The organism is Pradoshia sp. Z3_51 (genome assembly GCF_058215915.1).
In genome coordinates this window covers 331496-351650 of the sequence record NZ_JBZAJC010000004.1, presented here as the reverse complement: position 1 = coordinate 351650, position 20155 = coordinate 331496, and the positions used below count along the sequence as shown (strand labels likewise).

Below are 20155 nucleotides of genomic sequence, written 5' to 3'. Positions count from 1 at the left end.
CTTTGAAATTTTGATAGAGAAATTGCATGAAGGGCTTAAATATTGAAGAGAGGTTTCCTCATAAATGGTTAGGCTGATTTCTAATTATAATAGAATTGATACACAAACATAGTAGACTAAGTGCCTCCATAGATGAGGTTTCAATAAGTTCAAGTTTTGATTGAACGAGATGGATTTATGCCCATTTTCTGATCACGATCATTCAATGAAAAAGCAGCCCCCTTACAGGAGCTGCCCATTATCAAGTATAAAATTAGCTTTGTGCTTCAATTAAGCCGTATTTGCCATCTTTACGTTTGTAAACGATGTGAGTGCCGTCAGTTTCTGCATCAGTATAGATGAAGAAATTGTGTCCTAGCATGTCCATTTGAAGAATTGCTTCTTCGCTGTCCATTGGTTTAAGATCAAAGCGTTTCACACGCACTACTTCTAATTTATCATCCTCTTCTTGCTCAACACCGACTTCTCCAGCTGGAAAAGTGAATAACTCTTTACCGCTTTCACGAGAACGACGGTTAACTTTTGTTTTATATTTACGAATTTGTCTTTCCAATTTATCGTTAATTAAATCGATACCTGCATACATATCTGTATTTGTTTCCTCTGCACGTAGCACTAGGTTAGGTAGCGGAATAGTGATTTCAACTTTTGTTGTTTTATCATTGTACACCTTCAGATTGACATGTACGTTTGCATCAGGTGTTTCTGTAAAGTATCTTTCCAATTTTCCGATTTTTTTCTCTACATATTCTCTGATTGCTGGAGTTACCTCAATGTTTTCACCACGAATGTTATAATTCATAAGTGAGTCCTCCTTTTCTACTCTATAACTATAATATTCTCTAATCCCTTTTAAAAATCCTGCCTATATCGACAATTTGTTTAAGTTTAAATATTCAGGATTTTCAAGGAATTCATATATAGTATACCCTATTCAACAACAAAAAAGCACTACTTCTCATGATAATTCATTTGAGGTAATCATTTCCTCTTATCGTAATAAACTCCATCTGTCAAAATCGCCTCATAGGGGTTGGCATATTTTTGATTATGCTGCTTTTGCTCCCGTACCATTTTAAGGTTCCGAGCCACTTCCATTCTCCGTTTGGCCATTGCTTTCGCCAGTTCTTCATTCAACTTCACACATAACTCGCCAAGCTTTTTTTCCTCGTCAGTAAAAGGAGGCTGTATGTCTTTTTGTAGACTTTCCCGAATACGAATGATTTCATCCAGCCTAGAAATAGCGATCTCGCGGTTTTTTTCCCAGCTCAAATCACTTAATACCTCTATCGCTTCCCTTGTTACCTGAAAATATTCCCGCAGTGCACTCATCATAAACCGAGCTCCTCTGTCTCTCATTTAAAAAAGCCCTGACTTCTGTAAAAGCCAAGGCCAAACCCCCATTACGTATAAATATTAATGAGCATTCCTTGGATTTCGCCAATCATGCCTAATAAATGTATACGTTTATCTTCCTTATCAAGGACAGCATTTGTGAGGTCAACCAGCTTTTTATCCACTTCTTTTACAAGCTTATACACCTTTGCTGATCCACGATGATTAAAACCGCGATGCTCCTCTAATTGCAGCCCATTTTTTACGGCATCATCTAAAAATTCTTTCACAAGCTTCTTATATTTTCGCAAATGATCAACCGACTGAGTTCCACCGAGCCTCTTGCCCTGCTCCTCAATCTCCTGCATTTTCCGTGTCAATCGATCAAGAGTCAGATCATTGCGCCGTGTTCCCATAACCTCTTTAAAGGCAACAGAATCCTTTGCTATCTCTTCCTTAGAACTGACCTTTTGCAAACCAGTCCTGCCTACTCGTTGTACCTCCATGAGATCACCTCAACTTTGTTACTTCAATAATTGTAGCACACCCTGTGGTAGTTGGTTGGCTTGTGCTAACATGGCCTGTGCTGCCTGATTTAAAATAGTATTCTTTGTGAACTCGGTCATCTCAAGAGCCATATCTACATCACGAATCCGTGATTCTGCAGAGGTTACGTTTTCACTCATTGTTTGTAAATTCGTAATCGTATGCTCCAGACGATTCTGCATCGCACCTAAGTTGGAGCGCTCTGCAGAAACGGCCGCGATCGCTGCATCAATTTTTGAAAGAGCAGCATTGGCAGCCACCGCTGTTTTCACATTTAATGGTGCAGCTGCGGTTCCTAATCCGAGTTCTTCAGCATTCATTTTATTTATCGTTAACTCAATCGTTTGGCCTGCATTAGCGCCTATTTGAAAACTAAATTCAGATTGGCTTCCATCTAATAGCTTCGCACTATTAAACTCAGTCGTTTCACTAACACGATCAATTTCTGCTGTAAGCTGATTATACTCTTCCTGGATGGCTTCACGATCTTCATTCGTATACGTCCCATTCGCGCTTTGAACCGTTAACTCTCTCATACGCTGCAGCATTTCATGGACAGATGACAAGGAGCCTTCTGCTGTTTGAATGAGAGAAACTCCATCAAGGGCATTTCGTTCCGCCATATTTAGACCGCGAATTTGTGAACGCATTTTCTCTGAAATAGCTAGTCCCGCTGCATCATCCGAAGCTTTATTAATACGAAGCCCAGATGATAGCTTTTCTAAGCTTTTATTTGTATTGGTTGTATTAGTTGATAGATTACGATAGGCATTCAAGGCAGATATATTATGATTAATTTTCATGGAAATGCTCCCTCATTCTATTAGAATTTTTTCCTCATCACGTTATTTTCATAGGCCGATACCATCTTAATTAACGAATCAGCCTTTGCATTATTTTTCAGTTGCATGGCATCATTCCAGGCAGTGGATAGGGTCTCAACGATTTTGATCAGAAATGAAATGCTATCCGTATTCTTAGTTAGATTTACCCGGATCAGCTCATCAGCCAGGAAATTATAGAGGGTGTCCAAATTCTCCGTAATTGGGCCTGCTTCATACCGAAGTCCCACACCAAGTCGATGAACGAAATCACTGGCCCTTTGCAGGCTTTTATTAGCCTGGAATAAATTAGGCTCGTCTATTTGATCAATTGCTTCATATAAATTGGTTAATAGTCCTTCATACAGCAATGCCGTTAATTCCTGAGATGATTTTTGCACAATAAGTTCCTCTGTTAAAAATTCCATTCACAAAAACCTCCATGTCCTCTTATTTTATATATCGACGGGCTAGTTATATTGTTTATCGAGCTCTTCTAATAAAAGGAGGATTTCAGCAATCACTGCATATAGCTGCGGAGGAATCGAATCTCCAAGGTCAATGTCCAAAAGATGGCTGACCAATGACTCATCCTCCTGCAGGTGAATATCATTTTTCTTAGCCGTTTCAATAATCCTTCTAGCTACTTCCCCAGTTCCCTGAGCGACTAGCTGCGGGGCCTCTCCATTTTGTTCATCGTACCTGATGACAGCTGCGGTCGGTCCATTCATCTTTTTACGGTTCATTTGATTGAAATATTGCTGTCTCATATCGTTATGTCATACCCCTTTTTCGTAAAGGCTGTTTGGGCTGTTGGACTTGCCTCTCGTTCTGAGTTCTTCGTTTCCACGGTCATCGGTTTAAATTGAACCGAGCCAATCGAATAACCAATTTCCTTGAACCGATCAAGCGATGAATCCGATATTCGAGTCATGGATTGCTGCAAATCATCCTTATCACTTTTAAAGGTTAGAAACAAATGTCGATTGGTCGCCGTCAGTGAAATCCCAATCTCACCAAGCCGCTTGATCTCCATCACAAAGTAAAGACTGCAGTTCTCCCAATCAATTTGATCCTTATCAGATTGAGAGTTTACAAATACTTTCACATTTTCAACTTCCTTATGAAGTAAAAGCGGAAGCTGCATGGCCAGATTCTGCATACCGGATGAGTCAGGCTTAGCTAGAAGCTGCTGACCAGTTAGATTTTGAACAGCCTGTTCCACCTGCTGAGCCAGTTTCGGATTAAGCTGGTCAGATTGCAAGATCGAAAGCAGAGAGGATTTTACAGTTCGCGGCATTTCCGGCTGTTTTCCATTCAAAACGGATTTCGCCACCTCGTGTTCATTCATCATCCCGAGTTTTCGAATCAGCTCCAACACATTCCGTCCAGACTGCTCAGGCTTTGCAGTTTGCGTAAATACATCTTCACCGACATTACTCGTCATGCCTGCCACAAAATGCTTAACTTTAACATCAGACGGTTTAAACAAAAGACCTTCTACGGATGCTTTAACTTCCTTCACGATTTGGTTCGCCTCAGGTAGCTTTCCACTCATAAGCAAATTCTTTGCTTCCTGCAATCTGCTGCTAGCCTGCAGGAGTTTCTTCTCCGTCGACATATCGGTATAAAGCATGAATTCACCCTTTAAAATAGCTTGGTCCAGCTGCTTAATCGTAGATTCCAAGACCTGCTTAACCTGGGGCTGTTTTTGCTCCATCATTTTGATAGACTGATCCAAATTTCTCGTAATCTCTCTTTTTATATGTATAAAATCGATCGTAAGCTGGGATAGCTTTTTACTAATTTCAGTAACGATCACATCTTTTGATGAGAGATTTAGCCCCTGGATGATCTGATTGATTGCATTCTGCTCAGATTCGGTTAATGAGTTGGCCGGTTTTACATCCATTACTTTTGGGTTTTCCTCCTGCATGATTGATAATGCCGTCATCAGTTCTTTGCGCGCTGACAATTCTCTACCCTTGGACACAAGCTCTGTTGCCTTTTCAACCACTCCTGTCAGACGTTCAATACCTTCGAATAGTTTGGCAGATTCACCACTCAGAAATTCCGTTGCTTTTGCTAAGACCACCGCCATGGAAGAATCCTTTTGAACACTTTTCATCAAATCCATTACTTCCTTGCCATGAACAGAAACCTCCATATTCACTGGAGTGACTGCTCCCTTGCTTTTATCAATGATGGAAAGAGTTTGAATTAAAGCTTCTTTACCAGCCAGCAGCGATTTTAAGATGGCACTCTTTTCGGCTTGAGAAAGGTCCGGTGAATCCTTTATAAATTTCATCACCTGTTCAGTGATTTTGGCAGAATCCTGCTGGTGTATGATGGCTGATTTTAAATCGCGGATTGTAGTTATCGGCACATGAATAGGTGGTGTAGAAACCCTCGAAATCTCCGGAAGCTCTTTGCCAATTTCACTGACCATCTTCCCAATTGATTCACCATGTAAGGCAGAGTGAATTGCTTTCAAATGTGGCATGCGTACCTCTAACTGACGCTCCGCCAAAGCCGTAATGGTAGCTAATTTTTGCTCCACTGTCCCCGCCTCTGTGTTCATAAAGCGCTGAATCGTCTGTAAACTATCTTTAGAAAGCGGATAACCTTTTTCCTGCAAAATTTGCACAGCCTGACGGAAGTCTTTATTAGATGCATCAACACCGGCCGCTTTCAGAATCTCTTCAACCTTGGTAGGAGCCTGGCCTTCTGCTGCGGGCTGACTTGTTGAAAGAGTTTTAACCGTTAATTGGTCATTGTTAATTGCTGTAATCTCAACTTGAGCCTTGTTCTGTGCCGGCACTCCATTTTCAAACGCCATGCTCATCTCTTTCCCTTTTAAAGAAACAACAGCTGTATTAACGGATACCCGTTCCTTAATGGTTACAGACTGGATCTGTCCAACTGAATATTGATTGCTTCTTCCGTTTAAGCTTTGCCCCGAATGGATTGCTTGAATCTGCATTGCGTTCACTCTCCGTCCAAATTCCTTAATCTTTTTATCGGTAAATTAGAATGAAAGATTAGCTGAAAATGAGGAAATAGACTTATTCCCCATTACAATTCGTTAAAAAGAACAGATAGTTATTAATTAACGAATATTATCGCTTGATTTATTGGTAAAAATAGGTCATACTATCCATATGGATATATTTAACATAAAAGGGTTTTAAATGATGATGGAAAGAGGCAGCGAAATGAAAAGGGTTAAAAGTATCCATATATTGAATGGCATACTGATTGGGTTAGTTTTATTTAACATTTATTCTTATACATCTGGAAGATTAGAAGGATTGAACTTAGCGGTTCTTGGATCAGTGCAAATTCTCATGATTGGTATTATTAATAGTGTTCATCACTTATGGATCACTCATATAGATAATCAAGATATTACCGAATAAATAAAAAAGGCCGAAAGATGAACATTCTACTTCATCTTTCGGCCCTTTCTTTTGATATTAGATAAATCAGGCTTGTACGCCTGTGGAATATTGCTTTTGTCGATTAAGTTGAATGGCCTGTTTCCATGTATCACGGAACTCCAAAACCATTTCCTCGGCCTCGCCCAACATAGCTGGATCATTTTTAGTATTCGCCTCTATTAACCGATTATTGATATAATCATACATTGCCATCATATTTTGAGAGATTGCCATATCCATATTTAAAGTGATTCGTAATTCACTAATGATATTTTGCGCCTTTAGAAGATTCTCATGTCTGACTTGAATTTGTTTCGACTCCATCGCAACTCGTGCGGCTTTAATAAATTTCAGGCAGCCATTATACAGCATAAGTGTTAATTCTCCCGGGGAAGCAGTGGTAACAGTATTCGTTTGATAAGCCTGATACGGATTTTGTATTGCCATTTATACGTACACTCCTTTTTATTAACCAGTCGCAAACATCGATGATAAATAGCCTGATTGGCTGTTTGCCTGTTGAATTGCTTTTTCCATCGCAGTGAATTGTTTATAATAGCGATTCTCTACCTGGACAAGCCTGTCTTCAAATCGACTGATACGATCATCAATATTGGTTAAATCTCTACCCATCGTAAACGTAGCATTGGTCGACAACGATGTTCCCGCTCTTGTCTTCAGCTGGTCAGTAGCAGCAGATATATTGTTCTGCAGCTTTGATAGAATCCCATCCTCCGAAGCAAATAAAGCTTCTACACTTTCAGGATCATTCTCTAAAGCCTGTTTTAATTTGGTTTCATTGATTTCGAGTTTACCGCCTGCCATGTAATCAGAGGTTGTCGTGATTCCGATGCTGCTTAAGGATGAATACATACCTGTTGATGTATTAACCGAGCTATAAAAGCTCCCCCGCATGGAATCTAAAGCTCCATTCAAAATAGAATCATTGCGTAGCATTCCTGTCTTCGCAATATTTTCCCATTTCTCAACTTCTTTTTCACTCAAACTATCACGTTCATCATCAGTTAAAGGTAAATAATTTCGGTTACGTTCCTCGCTGACCTTACTTTGGATTGTTGCAATTAATTCATTGTATTTATCTACAAAGCCCTTTATGTTGTCGTACACTTTAGTAGTATCATTGTTAATTCCAACCGTAACCGCTTCAGTAAATTCACTCTTAAGCGTGAATGTGACACCATTCATAGTGAATGTGTTACTTGCCCGCTGAGTCTCTAAACCATTAATTTTTAATAACGCATTGGAACCTGCTTTGTAATCAGCTGAAGTCAATTGAAGGGCTTGAGCTAATGATGAATTATCTATTTGAATATCCTTCAAATCTGTGGAAAAGGTACCTGTTTCTTTTCTTGTCATAGATATTTTGTCTGTAAATGAATCATAGAACATGTTTAATCCAAGCTTTGATGAATTCACTTTACTGATTACGTTATCCAGAGATTGATCAGAAGTAATGAAGAATGTTTCACTCATCTCTCCACTTGAGGTTGTAGTCTTCATGTTCATGGCAGTATATTTTTTCGTATACTCAGCCTCTATTTCTATATCCTCACTTGCAGCAGTTTTAAGATCAACCTTACCTGTTTTGAAATTTACCGTACCAGATATAGTACCAACACTAAAGTCTCCATTTTCGTCAACCGTAACAGATTTACCCCAAACTTTCAGGGTCATAGACCCTTCATTAATGGCTACTTTAGAAAGTTGAAAGCTTGTGGCATCTTTAGCTATAGAGATTTTTTCTACCTTTTTATTGGTTACATAGTTTACTTCGATGGCTGACCCTGATGCAGGTATATTATTTTCGAATGTAATAATTCCTTTATCAATTGAATAATTTCTAACGTCCTTACCATCGGCATCCTTCGAATATTGCTCCAACACTTTTCCTGCCACTTTAATTTGTACTTGATCATTTTGAATAGTTACAGTGTCAGGTAATTTAAGATCAACGGGTGACCCGTTGGCCGTAAACTTTTGTGTTTCTACCACACCTGTTTTCCATTCGATAGCTGAAGAAAAGTTGCCCGACATGGACTCCAGGGGTTTACTGGAATCTATTTTAGGATTTGTACCGGACAATACTTTAGTTGTAAGAGAAGCCGCTTTGGCCAGCTTAACATCGGATAATTGATAACTGGTTGCGCTCGCGCCAGATGTTGCGGTGGCTGTAACCGCTGCATCATTCGTACTGCTTGTCGTTCTGGAACGATAGGAAGAACTCAGCTTCATGTTCAATACATCTTGGCGAAAATTCGTTAACAGTGTATTGATAGAACGGTAATCATCACGTTTCCACTCAAGTGTCTGTTTATTTTGTTTTAATTTATCTAAAGGGATTCTTTCAGCCTGCATTAGCTGTTTAACCATTGTATCTGTATCTATGCCACTAGCTAAACCGGAAATACGCATTCTTTCACATCCTTAAACTTTTCTATCTACAAACAAAGCCATGTTCTCTACCATAGCTGCATACATATCAAGCATCTTCTTTGGAGGAATTTCACGTAGCACATTGCCTGTTACATCATCAACCACGGTTACATAATATTCATTTAGATCCTCGTGAAGCTCGAATTTTAAAGACGCATGCATCGGACCTATAAATTTATTCATAGCTTCGTCGTTTCTGTAAGCTTCTCTTTCATTTGTACATCTGTCATAGGTGACTGTTCTTGTTGAGGAATAACGTTCTGAACCATAGCCTGCTCTTTTATAGGAACAGAACTTTTAGTAAAAGACTGTGGAGCCAAATGACCAACATCAGCCGAAATACCATTCACCATCTCGCACCTCCAACTATTCAGTTCACTGTTATTAGGTATATCGGTAGGATGGGAGGAAATTTCAAGGAAAAAGGATAAATAAGTGGAGGATAAAATACTCTTTACTCTAAATAAAAAATCCGGCTTTCCATTAAGGAAACCCGGACCTTTATGATAATTAACGAAGAAGTTGTAGAACTCCTTGTGGTTGTTGGTTAGCTTGAGCCAACATTGCTTGAGCTGCTTGAGAAAGGATAGAGTTTTTAGTTTGTTCCATCATTTCTTTCGCCATGTCTACGTCGCGAATACGGGATTCAGATGCTGTTAAGTTTTCACTAGTTGTGCCTAAATTGTTAATAGTATGTTCTAATCTATTTTGATTAGCACCCAAATACGAACGTGATTTACTCACAATTGCAATAGCGGCGTCAAGAGCCGTTGTTGAAGCACCACCTGCAGAAACATCTAGCCCATCAATAGACAAGGTAGCTGAATCTGACTTTGTTGTAGATAATTTCAAAGCAAGAGTTTCATCTGCATTTGCACCAATTTGAATATTAACATCTGCTGCTCCGCTTGATATTACTTCAATACCATTAAACTTAGTAGTTGAGGAAATATTATCTAACTCCGCTAAAAGTTCATCTCCCTCTGCCTTAATAGCAGCTAAATCATCAGTTTCATAAGTACCACTTGATGATTGTACTGAAAGTTCTCTCATACGTTGAAGAATAGCATGTTGTTCATTCAATGCTCCTTCAGCTGTTTGAATTAATGAGATCCCATCTTGTGCATTACGAGCCGCCTGGTCCAAACCACGAACTTGACTGCGCATTTTTTCTGAAATAGACAGACCCGCAGCATCATCTGCTGCACTATTAATACGAAGACCAGAAGCCAATTTCTCCATAGATTTAGATTGTGCATTTGTCGCCGCACCCAACTGACGGTGTGTGTTTAACGCTGTAATATTGTGATTGATAATCATTTAATTTTCCTCCTTGGAATGTGTAGGTGGACTTCCTTTTCCACCTGTTACTTTAAATTTATATATTAATGGAAACTTACCCATTGCCTAGGATGGGAGTCGCCAGTAATAACAAGATAAAAAAAGACGAACGGTGCTGATCTTTGATGCTTCCATGCATCCTTTGTCAGTTCCGCTCGTCCATGAGCAAATAGGTATCTATTTGTTTTGTTGGTTATCTAATAGTTCCCCACGTGTAATTTTTACGTGCTTGGGGGCATCAATAGCTAAGCGAAGGTGTCCATCTTCACTTTTAACGACCTTTACAGTGATGTCATCACCAATTTTGATATACTCACCAGGTCTTCTACCAAGTACTAGCATAGTTGTGGTCCTCCTCCTTGAGAAAAGTGATCAGTTTGTAAGACCCCCATAGAGAACATTACCCTCCTTATGCTTTAGTACACATAAAAAAAGTAAACATCCCCTATCTCACATTCGCGTCCTGCGAAGATTCAATAAGAAATATTTACTCGTCCTGAGTATTCAGTATGAAATTTTTCGGGTTGTTTTCCTTACATAATCTATATCGGAAATTTATTTTAACATTTAATAGTTTTAATATAAAATTTTAACATTTTTATATTAAAAAAAATCGGAACCCAAAGAGGATTCCGATTTCAGTAAAATTAACGCAACAATTGAAGCACGTTCTGCGGTGTTTGGTTAGCCTGTGCAAGCATTGCTTGAGCTGCTTGAGATAGAATGGATGATCTTGTTTGCTCCATCATTTCTTTCGCCATATCTACATCACGAACACGGGATTCAGCAGCAGTCAAGTTCTCTGCAGCATTGTCCAAGTTCGCAATAGAATGCTCCAGGCGGTTCTGGTAAGCACCAAGCTTAGAACGTCCAGTAGAAATCAAAGCAATGTTTGTATCTAAGGTTTCAATTGCTGCCTCTGCCCCAGCTTGTGTGCTGATATCACCAGCTGCGATTGCTGTATGAATATCATTTAATTTCACGCTAGTTAAATCAACTTCAATCACTTGGTCTTTATTGGCACCTACATGGATAGATAGAACACCATTAGTACCAGCAGTACCATTAAGCAATTTTTGTTTATTGAATTCTGTATCTGTATTAATACGTCCGACTTCTGTAGCCAATGCATCAAACTCATCTTTCAATGCCGCTCTGTCTTCAGTAACGTTTGTATCATTCGCTGATTGCACTGCTAGTTCACGCATACGTTGAGTAATCGCATGTACTTCGTTAAGAGCACCTTCAGCTGTTTGAATTAAAGAAATACCATCTTGAGCGTTACGAGATGACTGCTCTAAACCACGGATTTGACCACGCATTTTTTCGGAAATAGAAAGACCTGCTGCATCATCTCCAGCACGGTTTATACGTAAACCTGAAGACAATTTTTCCATTGAACTGGATTGTGCGTTGTTCGCTACACCAAATTGACGGTGCGTATTGATTGCTGCGATATTGTGATTAATAATCATAATAAAAAATCCTCCCTGATTTAACGGATCACGTCCATGTGGTCCTTTTTGTGTACAAGAGATGAAAAGCGGCCGTCTTTCCTTCTCTTGTACACTATTTGTATCGGGTGATTTTAATCGCTCTCTATGAGTCTTTTGTCCTATTTTTAGAGTTATTAATCAAATCACCAATATTAACCGTAATCTCGGCTGCTTCTACATTTTCATGCTGGATTTCCTCTAATAGTTCCTTCCGATAGACGTCGACTTGTTTTGGGGCTTTAATGCCAAGCTTAACCTGATCGCCCTGTACAGAAACAACGGTAATTTCAATATCGGAACCTACTAATATGGATTCATCTTTTTTCCTCGATAGAATAAGCATGCTTTACTCCCCCTTGCTTTCTACTTTTGGAAATAAAGGTGTTCTGGTTTGGTAGTTTGTTTGATTCAGAATAATTTGTTTCCCTTTACCCTTATTCGTATCAATAATAAGCGGAGCCTGAAGATTAATCGTTGACTCCTCGAAAGGATCCTTTGCCGTCACAATTGAAAACACCGTAATATGTTCCTCTGTTACTCCTAATGATTCTACAATTTCATCATCTAATTTAAATTCATAATCGGGGTACGTTAAGAACGGACTTGTTACCACAAATGCTAGATTCATTGTCTTCACAGATTGAAGCACTAAGAAGGATTGATCATCTGTTAATAGAAGAAGCACAAATTTCTGTTCGTTCGGAAAACCGGGAATACCTTCATCAAAGGTAATGATATCTTTTTCTTCGATTACTTGCTCACCATGATATTTTGTTGTCAGCTTCACGTTAGCTTCACCCCTATATATTCATTTCGAATCTGTTGTTCAATTGATTGATTAATAGGTTTGATTTGGTAGCCGAGCTGCACTGATGTTGAGTTCATTTGCAATTGGGCAATAGGCATGTATAGTCTCTCCTCCTCTTCACATACAAAAAGAGTTGACCCAATTGGTCAATGGGCGACCAGAGTCAACTCTCCTTTTTTATCGTAAGAAATCAACCAGGCTTGGCTGAATGATGCTCGCTCCCATTTGTAAAGCAGCTCTGTGCACACTTTCCTGCGTAATAAAATCCGTATAGACCTTTTCCATGTCTACATCTTCATTTTCACTCAGTACCTTTTTCGCCAATACCTCCTGGTTATCTATTCTGGATTCCAATAGCTCCAGGCGATTATAGCGGGCGCCAAGGTCGGAGCGTTCAGCTGAAAAGGTAGTGACCAAACCATCGAATTTCTGGAGTAAAGAATCAAGATCCATATCATCCTTTGATAACTCTCTCTCAATCTCTCCAATTGTATTAAATAATTCCTGACTGAATAGCTGAGAAGGATCTGCATTTGCCTTCAATTGAATTCCTCTTGATACTTCCACCAGATAGGGATCATTCTCTGAATTGACCACGACACCATTTGCATCGGAGGTAACAGGTGCTGCATTCACACTCGTTCCATTAAAAATATAACGGCCGGCAACCTGCGTATTCGCTACGGATACTAAGTCCTCTTTCAGCTGAGCGATTTCCTTTGCGATGGCTTCCCGGTCAGCCGTTTCGTTTGTATCATTTTTTGCCTGGATCATCAATTCACGGATACGCTGAAAACTTTTGTTTCCCTGATCCATTGAAGCCTCTGAGTTGTCCATCCAAAGATATAGCTCTGATAAATTGCGCTTATATTGCTCTACTTCATTGAGGCTTGTCCGATAATACATCCCCTTTTGGGCAATCACTGGATCATCAGAGGCCTTTGTAATCTTTTTACCTGTTGATAGCTGTTCAAGATACTGCGCCATCGATCCGTAGCTCTTATTAATATTCCGTAAAGAATTAGCTGCAACCATACTTTGTGTGACTCTCATACCTATTCACCTACCTGCCACCGACCCCAAGGCCGTTGATTATTTTATCGAGACATTCATCAATCATTGTAATCATTCGTGCTGATGCATTATATGCCTGCTGAAATTGAACCATATTGGTCATTTCTTCATCCAATGAAACTGCACTGACGGAAGAACGTCGGTCGCTGACATTTTGCAGCAAAGTCGCACTGTTCACAGATAATCGGTCAGCCTGTTCCGTTTTAACCGCCAATGTTCCGATAACACTTTGCAGGTAAGCGCCTAAACTTTCTTTTTCAGCAGCTGGAGAAGAGTCAGCTAATGCATCCTTATAATTGAACTTTTCATAAAAGACATCCGCAAGCTTCAATAGATTGCTTGCATCACAATCATTAGGAGTAGCAACGGACGCATTAGCAATATAATCGTAGCTTTCTTTTATTTCATCGGATATTCGAATGCGGCTGGCAAAGCCCTTGACGTTCTGAGGATCAGCATTATACTCATCAGTAAAAAACAGAATATCTTCATTAAAATCTTCTATCTTCGCAGCTGGATCACTCTCGAGAGCTGTTTTCCAGGCTGCAAGCTCCTTCGCACTTAGACCATCCTTATGAACCTTATTAAACTCTGTCGCAAAGGTATAAGCCATATGATCAAGTTCTTTAATCATATCCGGCAAATCCCCTGCCAGTTTTCCTTCTGTATTTGTATATCCGTATGTTTGCAAAAGGGACAGCAGCATGCCCTCAGAGATAAAGGTAGCAGTAGGTACTGCATTCCCACCAATTGAAATGGTATCCACCGCACCATCCTCCCCATTAAACATTAAAGCAATAGGATTAACTGTAGTAGAATCAACCAAAGTCAACGGTTCAGCCGTGCCGTTATTTAGCTTTATTACAGCCGATCCCATTGCCTGCGCCTCTGAATTACCGCCGTTTTTCACATAATCGACCTTTATATTCATCATGGAGGATAGTTCATCAATCAACAAATCACGGGAATCGTATAAATCATTCGGCAAATAGCCATGCGGTTCAATCGCTGCAATTTGTTTATTAAGCTGGTCGATGCTTCCCAGCATGCTATTGGCCTTTTCAACCGTCACATTCAATTCATTCTTCAAATCGGAGCGGACCATATTTAGGGAGCTGCTCCGATAGGTGAACGTATCCGCCAGCGCAATTCCCCGCTCACGTACAACAGCTTTACCACCTGAGTTGACAGAATTGGTGGCCAAGTCCTGTATGGATTGCCAAAATGAATCAATGGAATCACTAAGCCCTGTTCCCTTAAGCTCGTCCATGACATCCTCTATTTTGCTTAACCCTTCCGCTCTCCCCGTCCAATATCCTAGCTTCGTGCTTTCGCTTCTATATTGAACATCCAAAAAGCTTTCACGAACCCGCTGAATGGAGCCCGCTTTAACACCGGTACCCATTTGACCAGGAATTTGTTCGCGGTTCATACCCGGGTTTGGGTAAGCCGTTTCCGCTGCCATATTAACCCGTTGGCGTGAATATCCGAGTGTATTCGCATTGGAAACGTTTTGGCCCACTACATATAAAGCTGCCTGCTGAGTCGTCAGTCCGCGCCTGGCTGTTTCTAACCCATGAAAGGTTGATGTCATAAATGCTCCCCCTGTTTCTTTTTAGGCCTTTGAATCAAATAGCGATTTAATTGGTTTTCTTGCACCCTCTGGATCCTGTGGCCTGTCGTATGTATAGCTCTCATTCTCTGGTAACATAAGATTTAAATTCAGATTCACGAATTGAAGAGATTGATAGATTAACTTCTGATTTAATTCATTCCGCTCTTTTAAACTCATAAGCTCTTCTCGCAATTCAGCGCCCATCCTGGTAAGTTCTGTTCGCTCGTTTTCCGAAGCATATTGAATACACTCTGATAAGAGTGTAGTTCCATCCTGTACGCCCTTTTCTCTAAGAAAGGCATGTACATCACTCTGCCGCACATTCTCAAGCCGTTCAATCGCAACGACTAGCTTCCTCTCCTGAACAAGCAGGCTGCTTAACGACTTTAACTCTTCCGCTTTAATGGCTTCTGTTTTTTCCTGAGCCATTTTGTTCAATTCTCTGTGCAGATCGACCAGCTGCTGAAGAGTTTGAATGATAGATTGAGCTGACATTAATTAGTTCACCCCATATAAAAAAAGAAAGCCAGCACAAGCCTCATACTGGCTTCAGGTTTAGTTTTTTGAGTAAAAATCCAATACGCCTTTTGCTGTTTCATTGACATTCACTTGATAGGTGCCGTTCTCTACCTGCTTTTTAATTTCGTCTATTTTAGCCTGACGCTCAACTTCTACACTCGATAGCTGTTGCAATTCTTTCGCTTTACTGGAAATTTCCACTTTATCGGCAAGCTGAGAAGGCTTCATGGAGGTATCGGCTTTATTAACTGCCTTTTGGTACGGATTTACGCCATATTGATTAAGATGATTAATTTTCATTTCGCGTTCCTCACTTTCCCTTCCGTCACACTAGCTTCCAAGGTCTATGTTGATCTTTTAATCTAAGTCATATTATGTCTCAGGCAGATCATCAGAAGACCATCATGCTTATCTACTGTTAGTATCGACAACAAGGGTGATTTGTTTACTGTCTGTGATGAAAATTATGACATACAAAAAAGCAATATTCAAAAAGGACTTAACAGGTCTAAATGCTTATTTTTAGTGCGTTTTTCGGTAATAGGTCATTTGGCGCTCACGTTCCTCTATCTCTTTATAGAGTACCTCATCCCGTTCATGCCTCACAAGGTCTGCCTGAAGATCATCCCTGCAGTCTGCACAAAAGCGGCCCTCGCGAATGAGGGAACCGCAATGCTCACAGGCATAGCCCAAATTAGGGTTGGATGTAATACGCAGCTTTCCACTCCTGATAAATCTCATTAATAAAGATTCATCTACACTAGTTGCCTTCACCACCTGAACAATCGTTGCCGTGCGGTTCTCTCGCTTACGGATATAATGGTATACATCATTATAAATGGCCTCTTCTTTTTTATAGCAGCTCTCACATACATCTCTGAATTGATTTTTCACGAATAGAGCCTGGCAAGTCGGACAGTTGGTCAATTCATTCATATTCTTTACCTCCTCAGGAAATGCTCTTAGATTACTTATCGGATATTCTCTTCAAAGATAAAGATTATCGTGCAATCGTCAAAGAAATGATCCTTTTTGCCCCCGCCTCCTTTAAAAGCGCACCAGCATGCCTCAAGGTGGTGCCTGTCGTATAAATATCATCCAGTATAAGAATCGTTTTGTCCTGAAAATCTGAGGCTTTAGGATGGATACGAAAGACCTGTTCAGTGTGGATACGATCATACCGACTCTTCTTAGACTGTTTTTCACCATGTACACGAACTAACCCATTTTCCAAGACCATTCCAGCCATCATACCGATTGCTTCAGCCTGATTAAACCCACGCTCGTTCAGGCGCTCGTCACTCAGCGGAATCGGAATGACAAAATGAGCCTTCGGCGCTTTTTTACGCAGTTCGGCAGCAAATATACGTGCCAATTCATAATCACCCCGATATTTAAATCGGGCAATCACATCCTTCATAAACGGATTATAGGTATATAAGGAGACATTATAATCAAGTGCTTGACCAAACATGGGATCCACCAGCCATTCTTCACAATCCGGACATTTGTCTCCCGTCTGAAGCGGTTTACAGCAAATCACACACGTATTCCCCTGAATCGAAATAAGCCTGGAGCGACAGGCCAGACAGAGCAAATCAACCTCCTCTAAAAAGAAGATATTCGCCCAGCCTGCACTCTCACGAATAGGGCTGTGACAATATAGACAAAGTGATGATTGGAAAATCTTCAATCCAGCAGCCCCCTTTTGACAGCTTCTCTATTCATTTGGTTGATTTGCTGAATCGCATCAAGCATGGCATTAGTTTTTCCATAATGAAAATATACACAATCACCGCGAGGATGGTCCTTACTTCTTCCAATCCGTCCTGCAATTTGGACGAGTGCTGACTCGGTAAAGATTTCATCCTCAGCCCCAATCACCGCTACATTCAATTTAGGAATCGTAACGCCTCTTTCCAATATCGTGGTTGTCAGTAAGCCCTGAATCTCACCTCTGCGCAGCTTCATTATTTTATCTTTACGTTCCGAATCCTCTGCATGGACAGAAAGAATTTCAGGAGCATAGCCTTGAAAGAGAGGAAGGGCTTTTTCCATTAATGCGATATTCGGGAAAAAAATAAGAAAGGGGTTCTTACATTCGATAGCAGTTTTGAGCCAATACAAGAGAGGATTGGGGAGTTTATTTTTCTGAATGGATGATTGCCAGTTTCCAACCCATTTCATAGCGGGGACAGGAATAGGGTGTCTGTGAAAACGGGCAGGGAGGAGAATTCCATTTCTTATACCCTGTTGAAATTCGAGCTGCCACTGTTTTGAAGGCGTTGCCGTCAAATAAATAACAGCAGCATCTTTCTTACACGCCTTTTGAACCGCATATTGGAGATGAGGATCAAAGGAATAAGGGAACGCATCTACTTCATCAATAATCATCACTTCGAAGGCATCGGCATAACGCATTAGCTGGTGAGTGGTCGATAAGACAAATGGAGCAAAAAGCTGTTTTTCTTGACTGTCACCATATAGGGCTACGATTGGAATATCTGGAAATACGCTGCGCAGCCTTGGAGCAAGCTCAAGGATAACATCTGTACGAGGAGTCGCCAGGCAAACCCTTTTGCCTGAGAAAAGAGCTTCTTCTATACCGGCAAAGATCATCTCTGTCTTCCCGGCTCCGCATACTGCCCAAATGAGTAAATCCATTTGATTTCGGACAGCTTCCATGATTTTTTCTGAAGCCTCCTTTTGGGAGAAGGAAAGTGAACCATCCCAACGAAGCCGGGCTAACTCAGGACTCCAGCGAGGCATTTCCCCCTTCCATCCAAAAAGAGTAGAGCAGGAGCTGATTCGGCCCATCATAATACAATGGCGGCAATACAGACAGTTTTCACCACACGCACTGTGGGGGAATGTTGCAAACAAACGGGAATCCGTATTGCCGCAGCGTCTGCATATACCATTCTCAATCCCTCTCACAGAATAAATTTGTTCATTTAAATCCAATTGTTCCTTTAATTCATTTGGAATTTCAGTTATGAGGAGTTCTTTACCAATTAGGAGCTGTTGCAGAGATATAGGTGAGGATCCTGTTGAGTGTCTGGATGCTTTCACGTTCAAATTGAAAACCTCCTTTTAAATAAAAAGGGGCGGCCAAACAGCCAAGCCCCATATTACTAGTTAATTATATCGTTTTGTCCAGCCAAGTCCCGTTGCTCCCTGGCCTAAGTGAGTACTAATAACTGCGCCAAAATAGCTTAGTCTAAATTCCGCTTCAGGGAATTTCTCTTTTAGCTCATTTAACATTTCAGTCGCTTCCTCTTCAATATTGCCATGGATTAAAACAGCCTGAAGAGGCTCACCTTTTTTATATTCCTGCTCAAAAAGCTCGACTATACGTTTTAATGCCTTTTTCTTCGTACGGATTTTTTCAAAAGGGACAATCACTTTGTTTTCAAAATGCAGGATTGGCTTCACTTGAAGCAAGCTGCCAATTAGAGCTGCAGCGCCATTTAAGCGGCCGCCCCTTTGCAGGTTGGATAGATCGTCTACCATGAAGTAAGCATTAGATGATTCGCGGAGTTCATGCAAGCGTGCGATGATTTCATCAGGATGTTTGCCTTCCTTCGCCATTTTGGCTGCTTCGAGTACAAATAATCCCTGAATCATGCAAGTGATCTCGGAGTCAAAAGCATAAACCTTAATGTCATCTACCATTTCTCCAGCTGTAATAGCACCTTGATAGGTACCGCTAATTCCACTCGATAAATGGATACTGATCACAGCATCATAGTCCTTCGCAAGCTCTTCATATTTTTCAACGAATTTTCCGGTTGCTGGCTGTGAGGTCGTTGGAAGCATATCCAAACGCTCGACCATTTCATAAAAGTCAGAAGCAGTTATTTCATTCTCCTCCTGATACACTTCATCTCCAAACACTACACTTAGCGGAATCATATGTATATCATATTGCGTTCGCAGGTCTTTTGGTATATAAGCTGTACTATCTGTAACTATTGCAGTTCTCATTATTGAAAACCATCCTTATTATTGAGATTTTCCTTATTATCTTCTCCATTTTAAATCATAATCAGTCTGTTTGCATTACATTGGTTAAAATGGTAATTTTTAAACTTTTCAATCTATATTTTTTTACCCAAAATCAGCAAATCTCTTTGCACTCCATCTAATTCTGCTACACTAGGCAAATGAGCCCATTCTTCAAATCCAAATTGCTTAAATAGACGTATGCTTGGCTCATTATGGGCAAAAATAAATCCCAGCAATGTATGAATCCTGAGGATGGGAGCATTCTTAATTGCATAGTCTAAAAATTTTGCTCCTATTCCTTTTTTTCGATAAGCCGGGTCAATATAGATACTGATTTCAGCAGTAGCTTGATAAGCAGGTCGTCCATAGAAATCCTGAAAACTGAGCCACCCTATAATAATACCATCATTTTCCATAACCCATAAAGGCCTTTTCTCAGAGGTATGATTCAAAAACCACTCCAAGCGACTTCCTACATCCACCATTTCCGTGTCAGCTGTCACCATTCTGCTCTGAATAGTAGAATTATAAATTTCAACGATGCGTGCTAAATCCTTCTCTTTAGCATCTCTAATTGTATACGGTTGATTCACAATATCTCCTCTCCTACCCTAATCTTTATTAAAAACTTTAACAAAATATGAAAAATGTATATACACTATTGAAAAAAATATATAAACTGACAGTTTGACAGAATC

Annotated in this window: 27 protein-coding genes; 1 reads left to right on the top strand and 26 read right to left on the bottom strand. The window is 40.3% G+C overall.

Features of this window, described 5'->3' with window-relative positions; translation table 11 throughout:
• Nucleotides 1-253: 253 nt before the first annotated feature.
• The 7 genes from hpf to AC4BHA_RS10955 all read right to left on the bottom strand — a co-directional run bounded on the left by hpf (nucleotide 254) and on the right by AC4BHA_RS10955 (nucleotide 5685).
• Nucleotides 254-802, bottom strand: coding sequence for a ribosome hibernation-promoting factor, HPF/YfiA family (hpf, locus tag AC4BHA_RS10985; RefSeq protein WP_066106072.1), 549 nt, complete (start codon nucleotides 800-802; stop codon nucleotides 254-256).
• Nucleotides 803-981: 179 nt separating this feature from the next.
• Nucleotides 982-1335, bottom strand: a complete 354-nt coding sequence (gene fliT, locus AC4BHA_RS10980; RefSeq protein ID WP_490558613.1) for a flagellar protein FliT — start codon at nucleotides 1333-1335, stop codon at nucleotides 982-984.
• 68 nt (nucleotides 1336-1403) lie between these two features.
• On the bottom strand, nucleotides 1404-1841 hold the full coding sequence (locus AC4BHA_RS10975) for a YaaR family protein (RefSeq protein WP_490558612.1): 438 nt from the start codon (nucleotides 1839-1841) through the stop codon (nucleotides 1404-1406).
• Nucleotides 1842-1859: 18 nt separating this feature from the next.
• On the bottom strand, nucleotides 1860-2684 hold the full coding sequence (locus tag AC4BHA_RS10970) for a flagellin N-terminal helical domain-containing protein (RefSeq protein ID WP_490558611.1): 825 nt from the start codon (nucleotides 2682-2684) through the stop codon (nucleotides 1860-1862).
• Between the two features lie 20 nt (nucleotides 2685-2704).
• Entirely contained in the window at nucleotides 2705-3130 is a 426-nt protein-coding gene (locus AC4BHA_RS10965) for a flagellar export chaperone FliS (protein ID WP_490558610.1), read from the bottom strand.
• Nucleotides 3131-3172: 42 nt separating this feature from the next.
• A complete protein-coding gene (locus AC4BHA_RS10960; RefSeq protein WP_139892178.1) occupies nucleotides 3173-3472 on the bottom strand; it encodes an EscU/YscU/HrcU family type III secretion system export apparatus switch protein in 300 nt (99 codons plus the stop codon).
• Nucleotides 3469-5685, bottom strand: a complete 2217-nt coding sequence (locus AC4BHA_RS10955) for a hypothetical protein (protein ID WP_490558609.1) — start codon at nucleotides 5683-5685, stop codon at nucleotides 3469-3471. The genes AC4BHA_RS10960 and AC4BHA_RS10955 overlap by 4 nt, the downstream gene beginning before the upstream one ends.
• Nucleotides 5686-5917: 232 nt before the next feature.
• Here AC4BHA_RS10955 and AC4BHA_RS10950 point away from each other — a divergent pair, with 232 nt between their 5' ends.
• Nucleotides 5918-6121 carry a hypothetical protein gene (locus AC4BHA_RS10950; RefSeq protein ID WP_490558608.1) on the top strand — a complete coding sequence of 68 codons (204 nt, stop codon included), beginning with the start codon at nucleotides 5918-5920 and terminating at the stop codon, nucleotides 6119-6121.
• A 66-nt stretch (nucleotides 6122-6187) separates the two neighbouring features.
• Here AC4BHA_RS10950 and fliS read toward each other — a convergent pair whose 3' ends face one another.
• From fliS to AC4BHA_RS10855, 19 genes are all read right to left on the bottom strand, one after another.
• A complete protein-coding gene (gene fliS / locus AC4BHA_RS10945) occupies nucleotides 6188-6589 on the bottom strand; it encodes a flagellar export chaperone FliS (protein WP_490558607.1) in 402 nt (133 codons plus the stop codon).
• 21 nt (nucleotides 6590-6610) lie between these two features.
• On the bottom strand, nucleotides 6611-8575 hold the full coding sequence (gene fliD, locus AC4BHA_RS10940) for a flagellar filament capping protein FliD (RefSeq protein ID WP_490558606.1): 1965 nt from the start codon (nucleotides 8573-8575) through the stop codon (nucleotides 6611-6613).
• A 12-nt stretch (nucleotides 8576-8587) separates the two neighbouring features.
• Nucleotides 8588-8779 (bottom strand): flagellar protein FlaG, encoded by a 192-nt coding sequence (gene flaG / locus AC4BHA_RS10935; RefSeq protein ID WP_490558605.1) that lies wholly within the window; start codon nucleotides 8777-8779, stop codon nucleotides 8588-8590.
• Nucleotides 8776-8949 carry a hypothetical protein gene (locus AC4BHA_RS10930; RefSeq protein WP_490558604.1) on the bottom strand — a complete coding sequence of 58 codons (174 nt, stop codon included), beginning with the start codon at nucleotides 8947-8949 and terminating at the stop codon, nucleotides 8776-8778. Before AC4BHA_RS10930 ends, flaG begins: the two co-directional genes overlap by 4 nt.
• Nucleotides 8950-9106: 157 nt before the next feature.
• Entirely contained in the window at nucleotides 9107-9916 is an 810-nt protein-coding gene (locus AC4BHA_RS10925; protein WP_490558603.1) for a flagellin N-terminal helical domain-containing protein, read from the bottom strand.
• 198 nt (nucleotides 9917-10114) lie between these two features.
• Nucleotides 10115-10279, bottom strand: a complete 165-nt coding sequence (locus tag AC4BHA_RS10920) for a carbon storage regulator (protein WP_490558602.1) — start codon at nucleotides 10277-10279, stop codon at nucleotides 10115-10117.
• Nucleotides 10280-10584: 305 nt separating this feature from the next.
• Entirely contained in the window at nucleotides 10585-11412 is an 828-nt protein-coding gene (locus AC4BHA_RS10915) for a flagellin N-terminal helical domain-containing protein (RefSeq protein ID WP_490558601.1), read from the bottom strand.
• A gap of 124 nt (nucleotides 11413-11536) precedes the next feature.
• Nucleotides 11537-11776 carry a carbon storage regulator CsrA gene (gene csrA, locus AC4BHA_RS10910; RefSeq protein WP_490558600.1) on the bottom strand — a complete coding sequence of 80 codons (240 nt, stop codon included), beginning with the start codon at nucleotides 11774-11776 and terminating at the stop codon, nucleotides 11537-11539.
• 3 nt (nucleotides 11777-11779) lie between these two features.
• The gene (fliW, locus tag AC4BHA_RS10905; protein WP_490558599.1) at nucleotides 11780-12220 is read right to left on the bottom strand and encodes a flagellar assembly protein FliW; all 441 of its coding nucleotides are present in this window, start codon (nucleotides 12218-12220) and stop codon (nucleotides 11780-11782) included.
• Nucleotides 12217-12339, bottom strand: coding sequence for a hypothetical protein (locus AC4BHA_RS10900; RefSeq protein ID WP_490558598.1), 123 nt, complete (start codon nucleotides 12337-12339; stop codon nucleotides 12217-12219). Before AC4BHA_RS10900 ends, fliW begins: the two co-directional genes overlap by 4 nt.
• Before the next feature lie 79 nt (nucleotides 12340-12418).
• A complete protein-coding gene (gene flgL / locus AC4BHA_RS10895; RefSeq protein ID WP_490558597.1) occupies nucleotides 12419-13294 on the bottom strand; it encodes a flagellar hook-associated protein FlgL in 876 nt (291 codons plus the stop codon).
• Between the two features lie 10 nt (nucleotides 13295-13304).
• Nucleotides 13305-14909, bottom strand: a complete 1605-nt coding sequence (gene flgK / locus AC4BHA_RS10890) for a flagellar hook-associated protein FlgK (protein WP_490558596.1) — start codon at nucleotides 14907-14909, stop codon at nucleotides 13305-13307.
• A 21-nt stretch (nucleotides 14910-14930) separates the two neighbouring features.
• A complete protein-coding gene (locus tag AC4BHA_RS10885; RefSeq protein WP_490558595.1) occupies nucleotides 14931-15425 on the bottom strand; it encodes a flagellar protein FlgN in 495 nt (164 codons plus the stop codon).
• 60 nt (nucleotides 15426-15485) lie between these two features.
• Nucleotides 15486-15749: a flagellar biosynthesis anti-sigma factor FlgM gene (gene flgM, locus AC4BHA_RS10880; RefSeq protein WP_490552643.1), complete on the bottom strand. Its 264-nt coding sequence runs from the start codon at nucleotides 15747-15749 to the stop codon at nucleotides 15486-15488.
• A 222-nt stretch (nucleotides 15750-15971) separates the two neighbouring features.
• Entirely contained in the window at nucleotides 15972-16385 is a 414-nt protein-coding gene (locus AC4BHA_RS10875; RefSeq protein ID WP_066106015.1) for a TIGR03826 family flagellar region protein, read from the bottom strand.
• 64 nt (nucleotides 16386-16449) lie between these two features.
• Nucleotides 16450-17142, bottom strand: a complete 693-nt coding sequence (locus AC4BHA_RS10870) for a ComFC family protein (RefSeq protein WP_490558594.1) — start codon at nucleotides 17140-17142, stop codon at nucleotides 16450-16452.
• Nucleotides 17139-18521: an ATP-dependent helicase ComFA gene (locus tag AC4BHA_RS10865; protein ID WP_490558652.1), complete on the bottom strand. Its 1383-nt coding sequence runs from the start codon at nucleotides 18519-18521 to the stop codon at nucleotides 17139-17141. Before AC4BHA_RS10865 ends, AC4BHA_RS10870 begins: the two co-directional genes overlap by 4 nt.
• Before the next feature lie 66 nt (nucleotides 18522-18587).
• The gene (locus AC4BHA_RS10860; RefSeq protein WP_066106009.1) at nucleotides 18588-19436 is read right to left on the bottom strand and encodes a DegV family protein; all 849 of its coding nucleotides are present in this window, start codon (nucleotides 19434-19436) and stop codon (nucleotides 18588-18590) included.
• Nucleotides 19437-19549: 113 nt separating this feature from the next.
• Entirely contained in the window at nucleotides 19550-20050 is a 501-nt protein-coding gene (locus AC4BHA_RS10855) for a GNAT family N-acetyltransferase (RefSeq protein WP_490558593.1), read from the bottom strand.
• Nucleotides 20051-20155: the final 105 nt, after the last annotated feature.

Excerpts from the sequence above, each read along its gene's own strand:
- hpf (WP_066106072.1), bottom strand. The coding sequence starts at position 802 with ATGAATTATAACATTCGTGGTGAAAACATTGAGGTAACTCCAGCAATC.
- fliT (WP_490558613.1), bottom strand. The coding sequence starts at position 1,335 with ATGATGAGTGCACTGCGGGAATATTTTCAGGTAACAAGGGAAGCGATA.
- AC4BHA_RS10975 (WP_490558612.1), bottom strand. The coding sequence starts at position 1,841 with ATGGAGGTACAACGAGTAGGCAGGACTGGTTTGCAAAAGGTCAGTTCT.
- AC4BHA_RS10970 (WP_490558611.1), bottom strand. The coding sequence starts at position 2,684 with ATGAAAATTAATCATAATATATCTGCCTTGAATGCCTATCGTAATCTA.
- AC4BHA_RS10965 (WP_490558610.1), bottom strand. The coding sequence starts at position 3,130 with ATGGAATTTTTAACAGAGGAACTTATTGTGCAAAAATCATCTCAGGAA.
- AC4BHA_RS10960 (WP_139892178.1), bottom strand. The coding sequence starts at position 3,472 with ATGAGACAGCAATATTTCAATCAAATGAACCGTAAAAAGATGAATGGA.
- AC4BHA_RS10955 (WP_490558609.1), bottom strand. The coding sequence starts at position 5,685 with ATGCAGATTCAAGCAATCCATTCGGGGCAAAGCTTAAACGGAAGAAGC.
- AC4BHA_RS10950 (WP_490558608.1), top strand. The coding sequence starts at position 5,918 with ATGAAAAGGGTTAAAAGTATCCATATATTGAATGGCATACTGATTGGG.
- fliS (WP_490558607.1), bottom strand. The coding sequence starts at position 6,589 with ATGGCAATACAAAATCCGTATCAGGCTTATCAAACGAATACTGTTACC.
- fliD (WP_490558606.1), bottom strand. The coding sequence starts at position 8,575 with ATGCGTATTTCCGGTTTAGCTAGTGGCATAGATACAGATACAATGGTT.
- flaG (WP_490558605.1), bottom strand. The coding sequence starts at position 8,779 with ATGAATAAATTTATAGGTCCGATGCATGCGTCTTTAAAATTCGAGCTT.
- AC4BHA_RS10930 (WP_490558604.1), bottom strand. The coding sequence starts at position 8,949 with ATGGTGAATGGTATTTCGGCTGATGTTGGTCATTTGGCTCCACAGTCT.
- AC4BHA_RS10925 (WP_490558603.1), bottom strand. The coding sequence starts at position 9,916 with ATGATTATCAATCACAATATTACAGCGTTAAACACACACCGTCAGTTG.
- AC4BHA_RS10920 (WP_490558602.1), bottom strand. The coding sequence starts at position 10,279 with ATGCTAGTACTTGGTAGAAGACCTGGTGAGTATATCAAAATTGGTGAT.
- AC4BHA_RS10915 (WP_490558601.1), bottom strand. The coding sequence starts at position 11,412 with ATGATTATTAATCACAATATCGCAGCAATCAATACGCACCGTCAATTT.
- csrA (WP_490558600.1), bottom strand. The coding sequence starts at position 11,776 with ATGCTTATTCTATCGAGGAAAAAAGATGAATCCATATTAGTAGGTTCC.
- AC4BHA_RS10900 (WP_490558598.1), bottom strand. The coding sequence starts at position 12,339 with ATGCCTATTGCCCAATTGCAAATGAACTCAACATCAGTGCAGCTCGGC.
- flgL (WP_490558597.1), bottom strand. The coding sequence starts at position 13,294 with ATGAGAGTCACACAAAGTATGGTTGCAGCTAATTCTTTACGGAATATT.
- flgK (WP_490558596.1), bottom strand. The coding sequence starts at position 14,909 with ATGACATCAACCTTTCATGGGTTAGAAACAGCCAGGCGCGGACTGACG.
- AC4BHA_RS10885 (WP_490558595.1), bottom strand. The coding sequence starts at position 15,425 with ATGTCAGCTCAATCTATCATTCAAACTCTTCAGCAGCTGGTCGATCTG.
- flgM (WP_490552643.1), bottom strand. The coding sequence starts at position 15,749 with ATGAAAATTAATCATCTTAATCAATATGGCGTAAATCCGTACCAAAAG.
- AC4BHA_RS10875 (WP_066106015.1), bottom strand. The coding sequence starts at position 16,385 with ATGAATGAATTGACCAACTGTCCGACTTGCCAGGCTCTATTCGTGAAA.
- AC4BHA_RS10860 (WP_066106009.1), bottom strand. The coding sequence starts at position 19,436 with ATGAGAACTGCAATAGTTACAGATAGTACAGCTTATATACCAAAAGAC.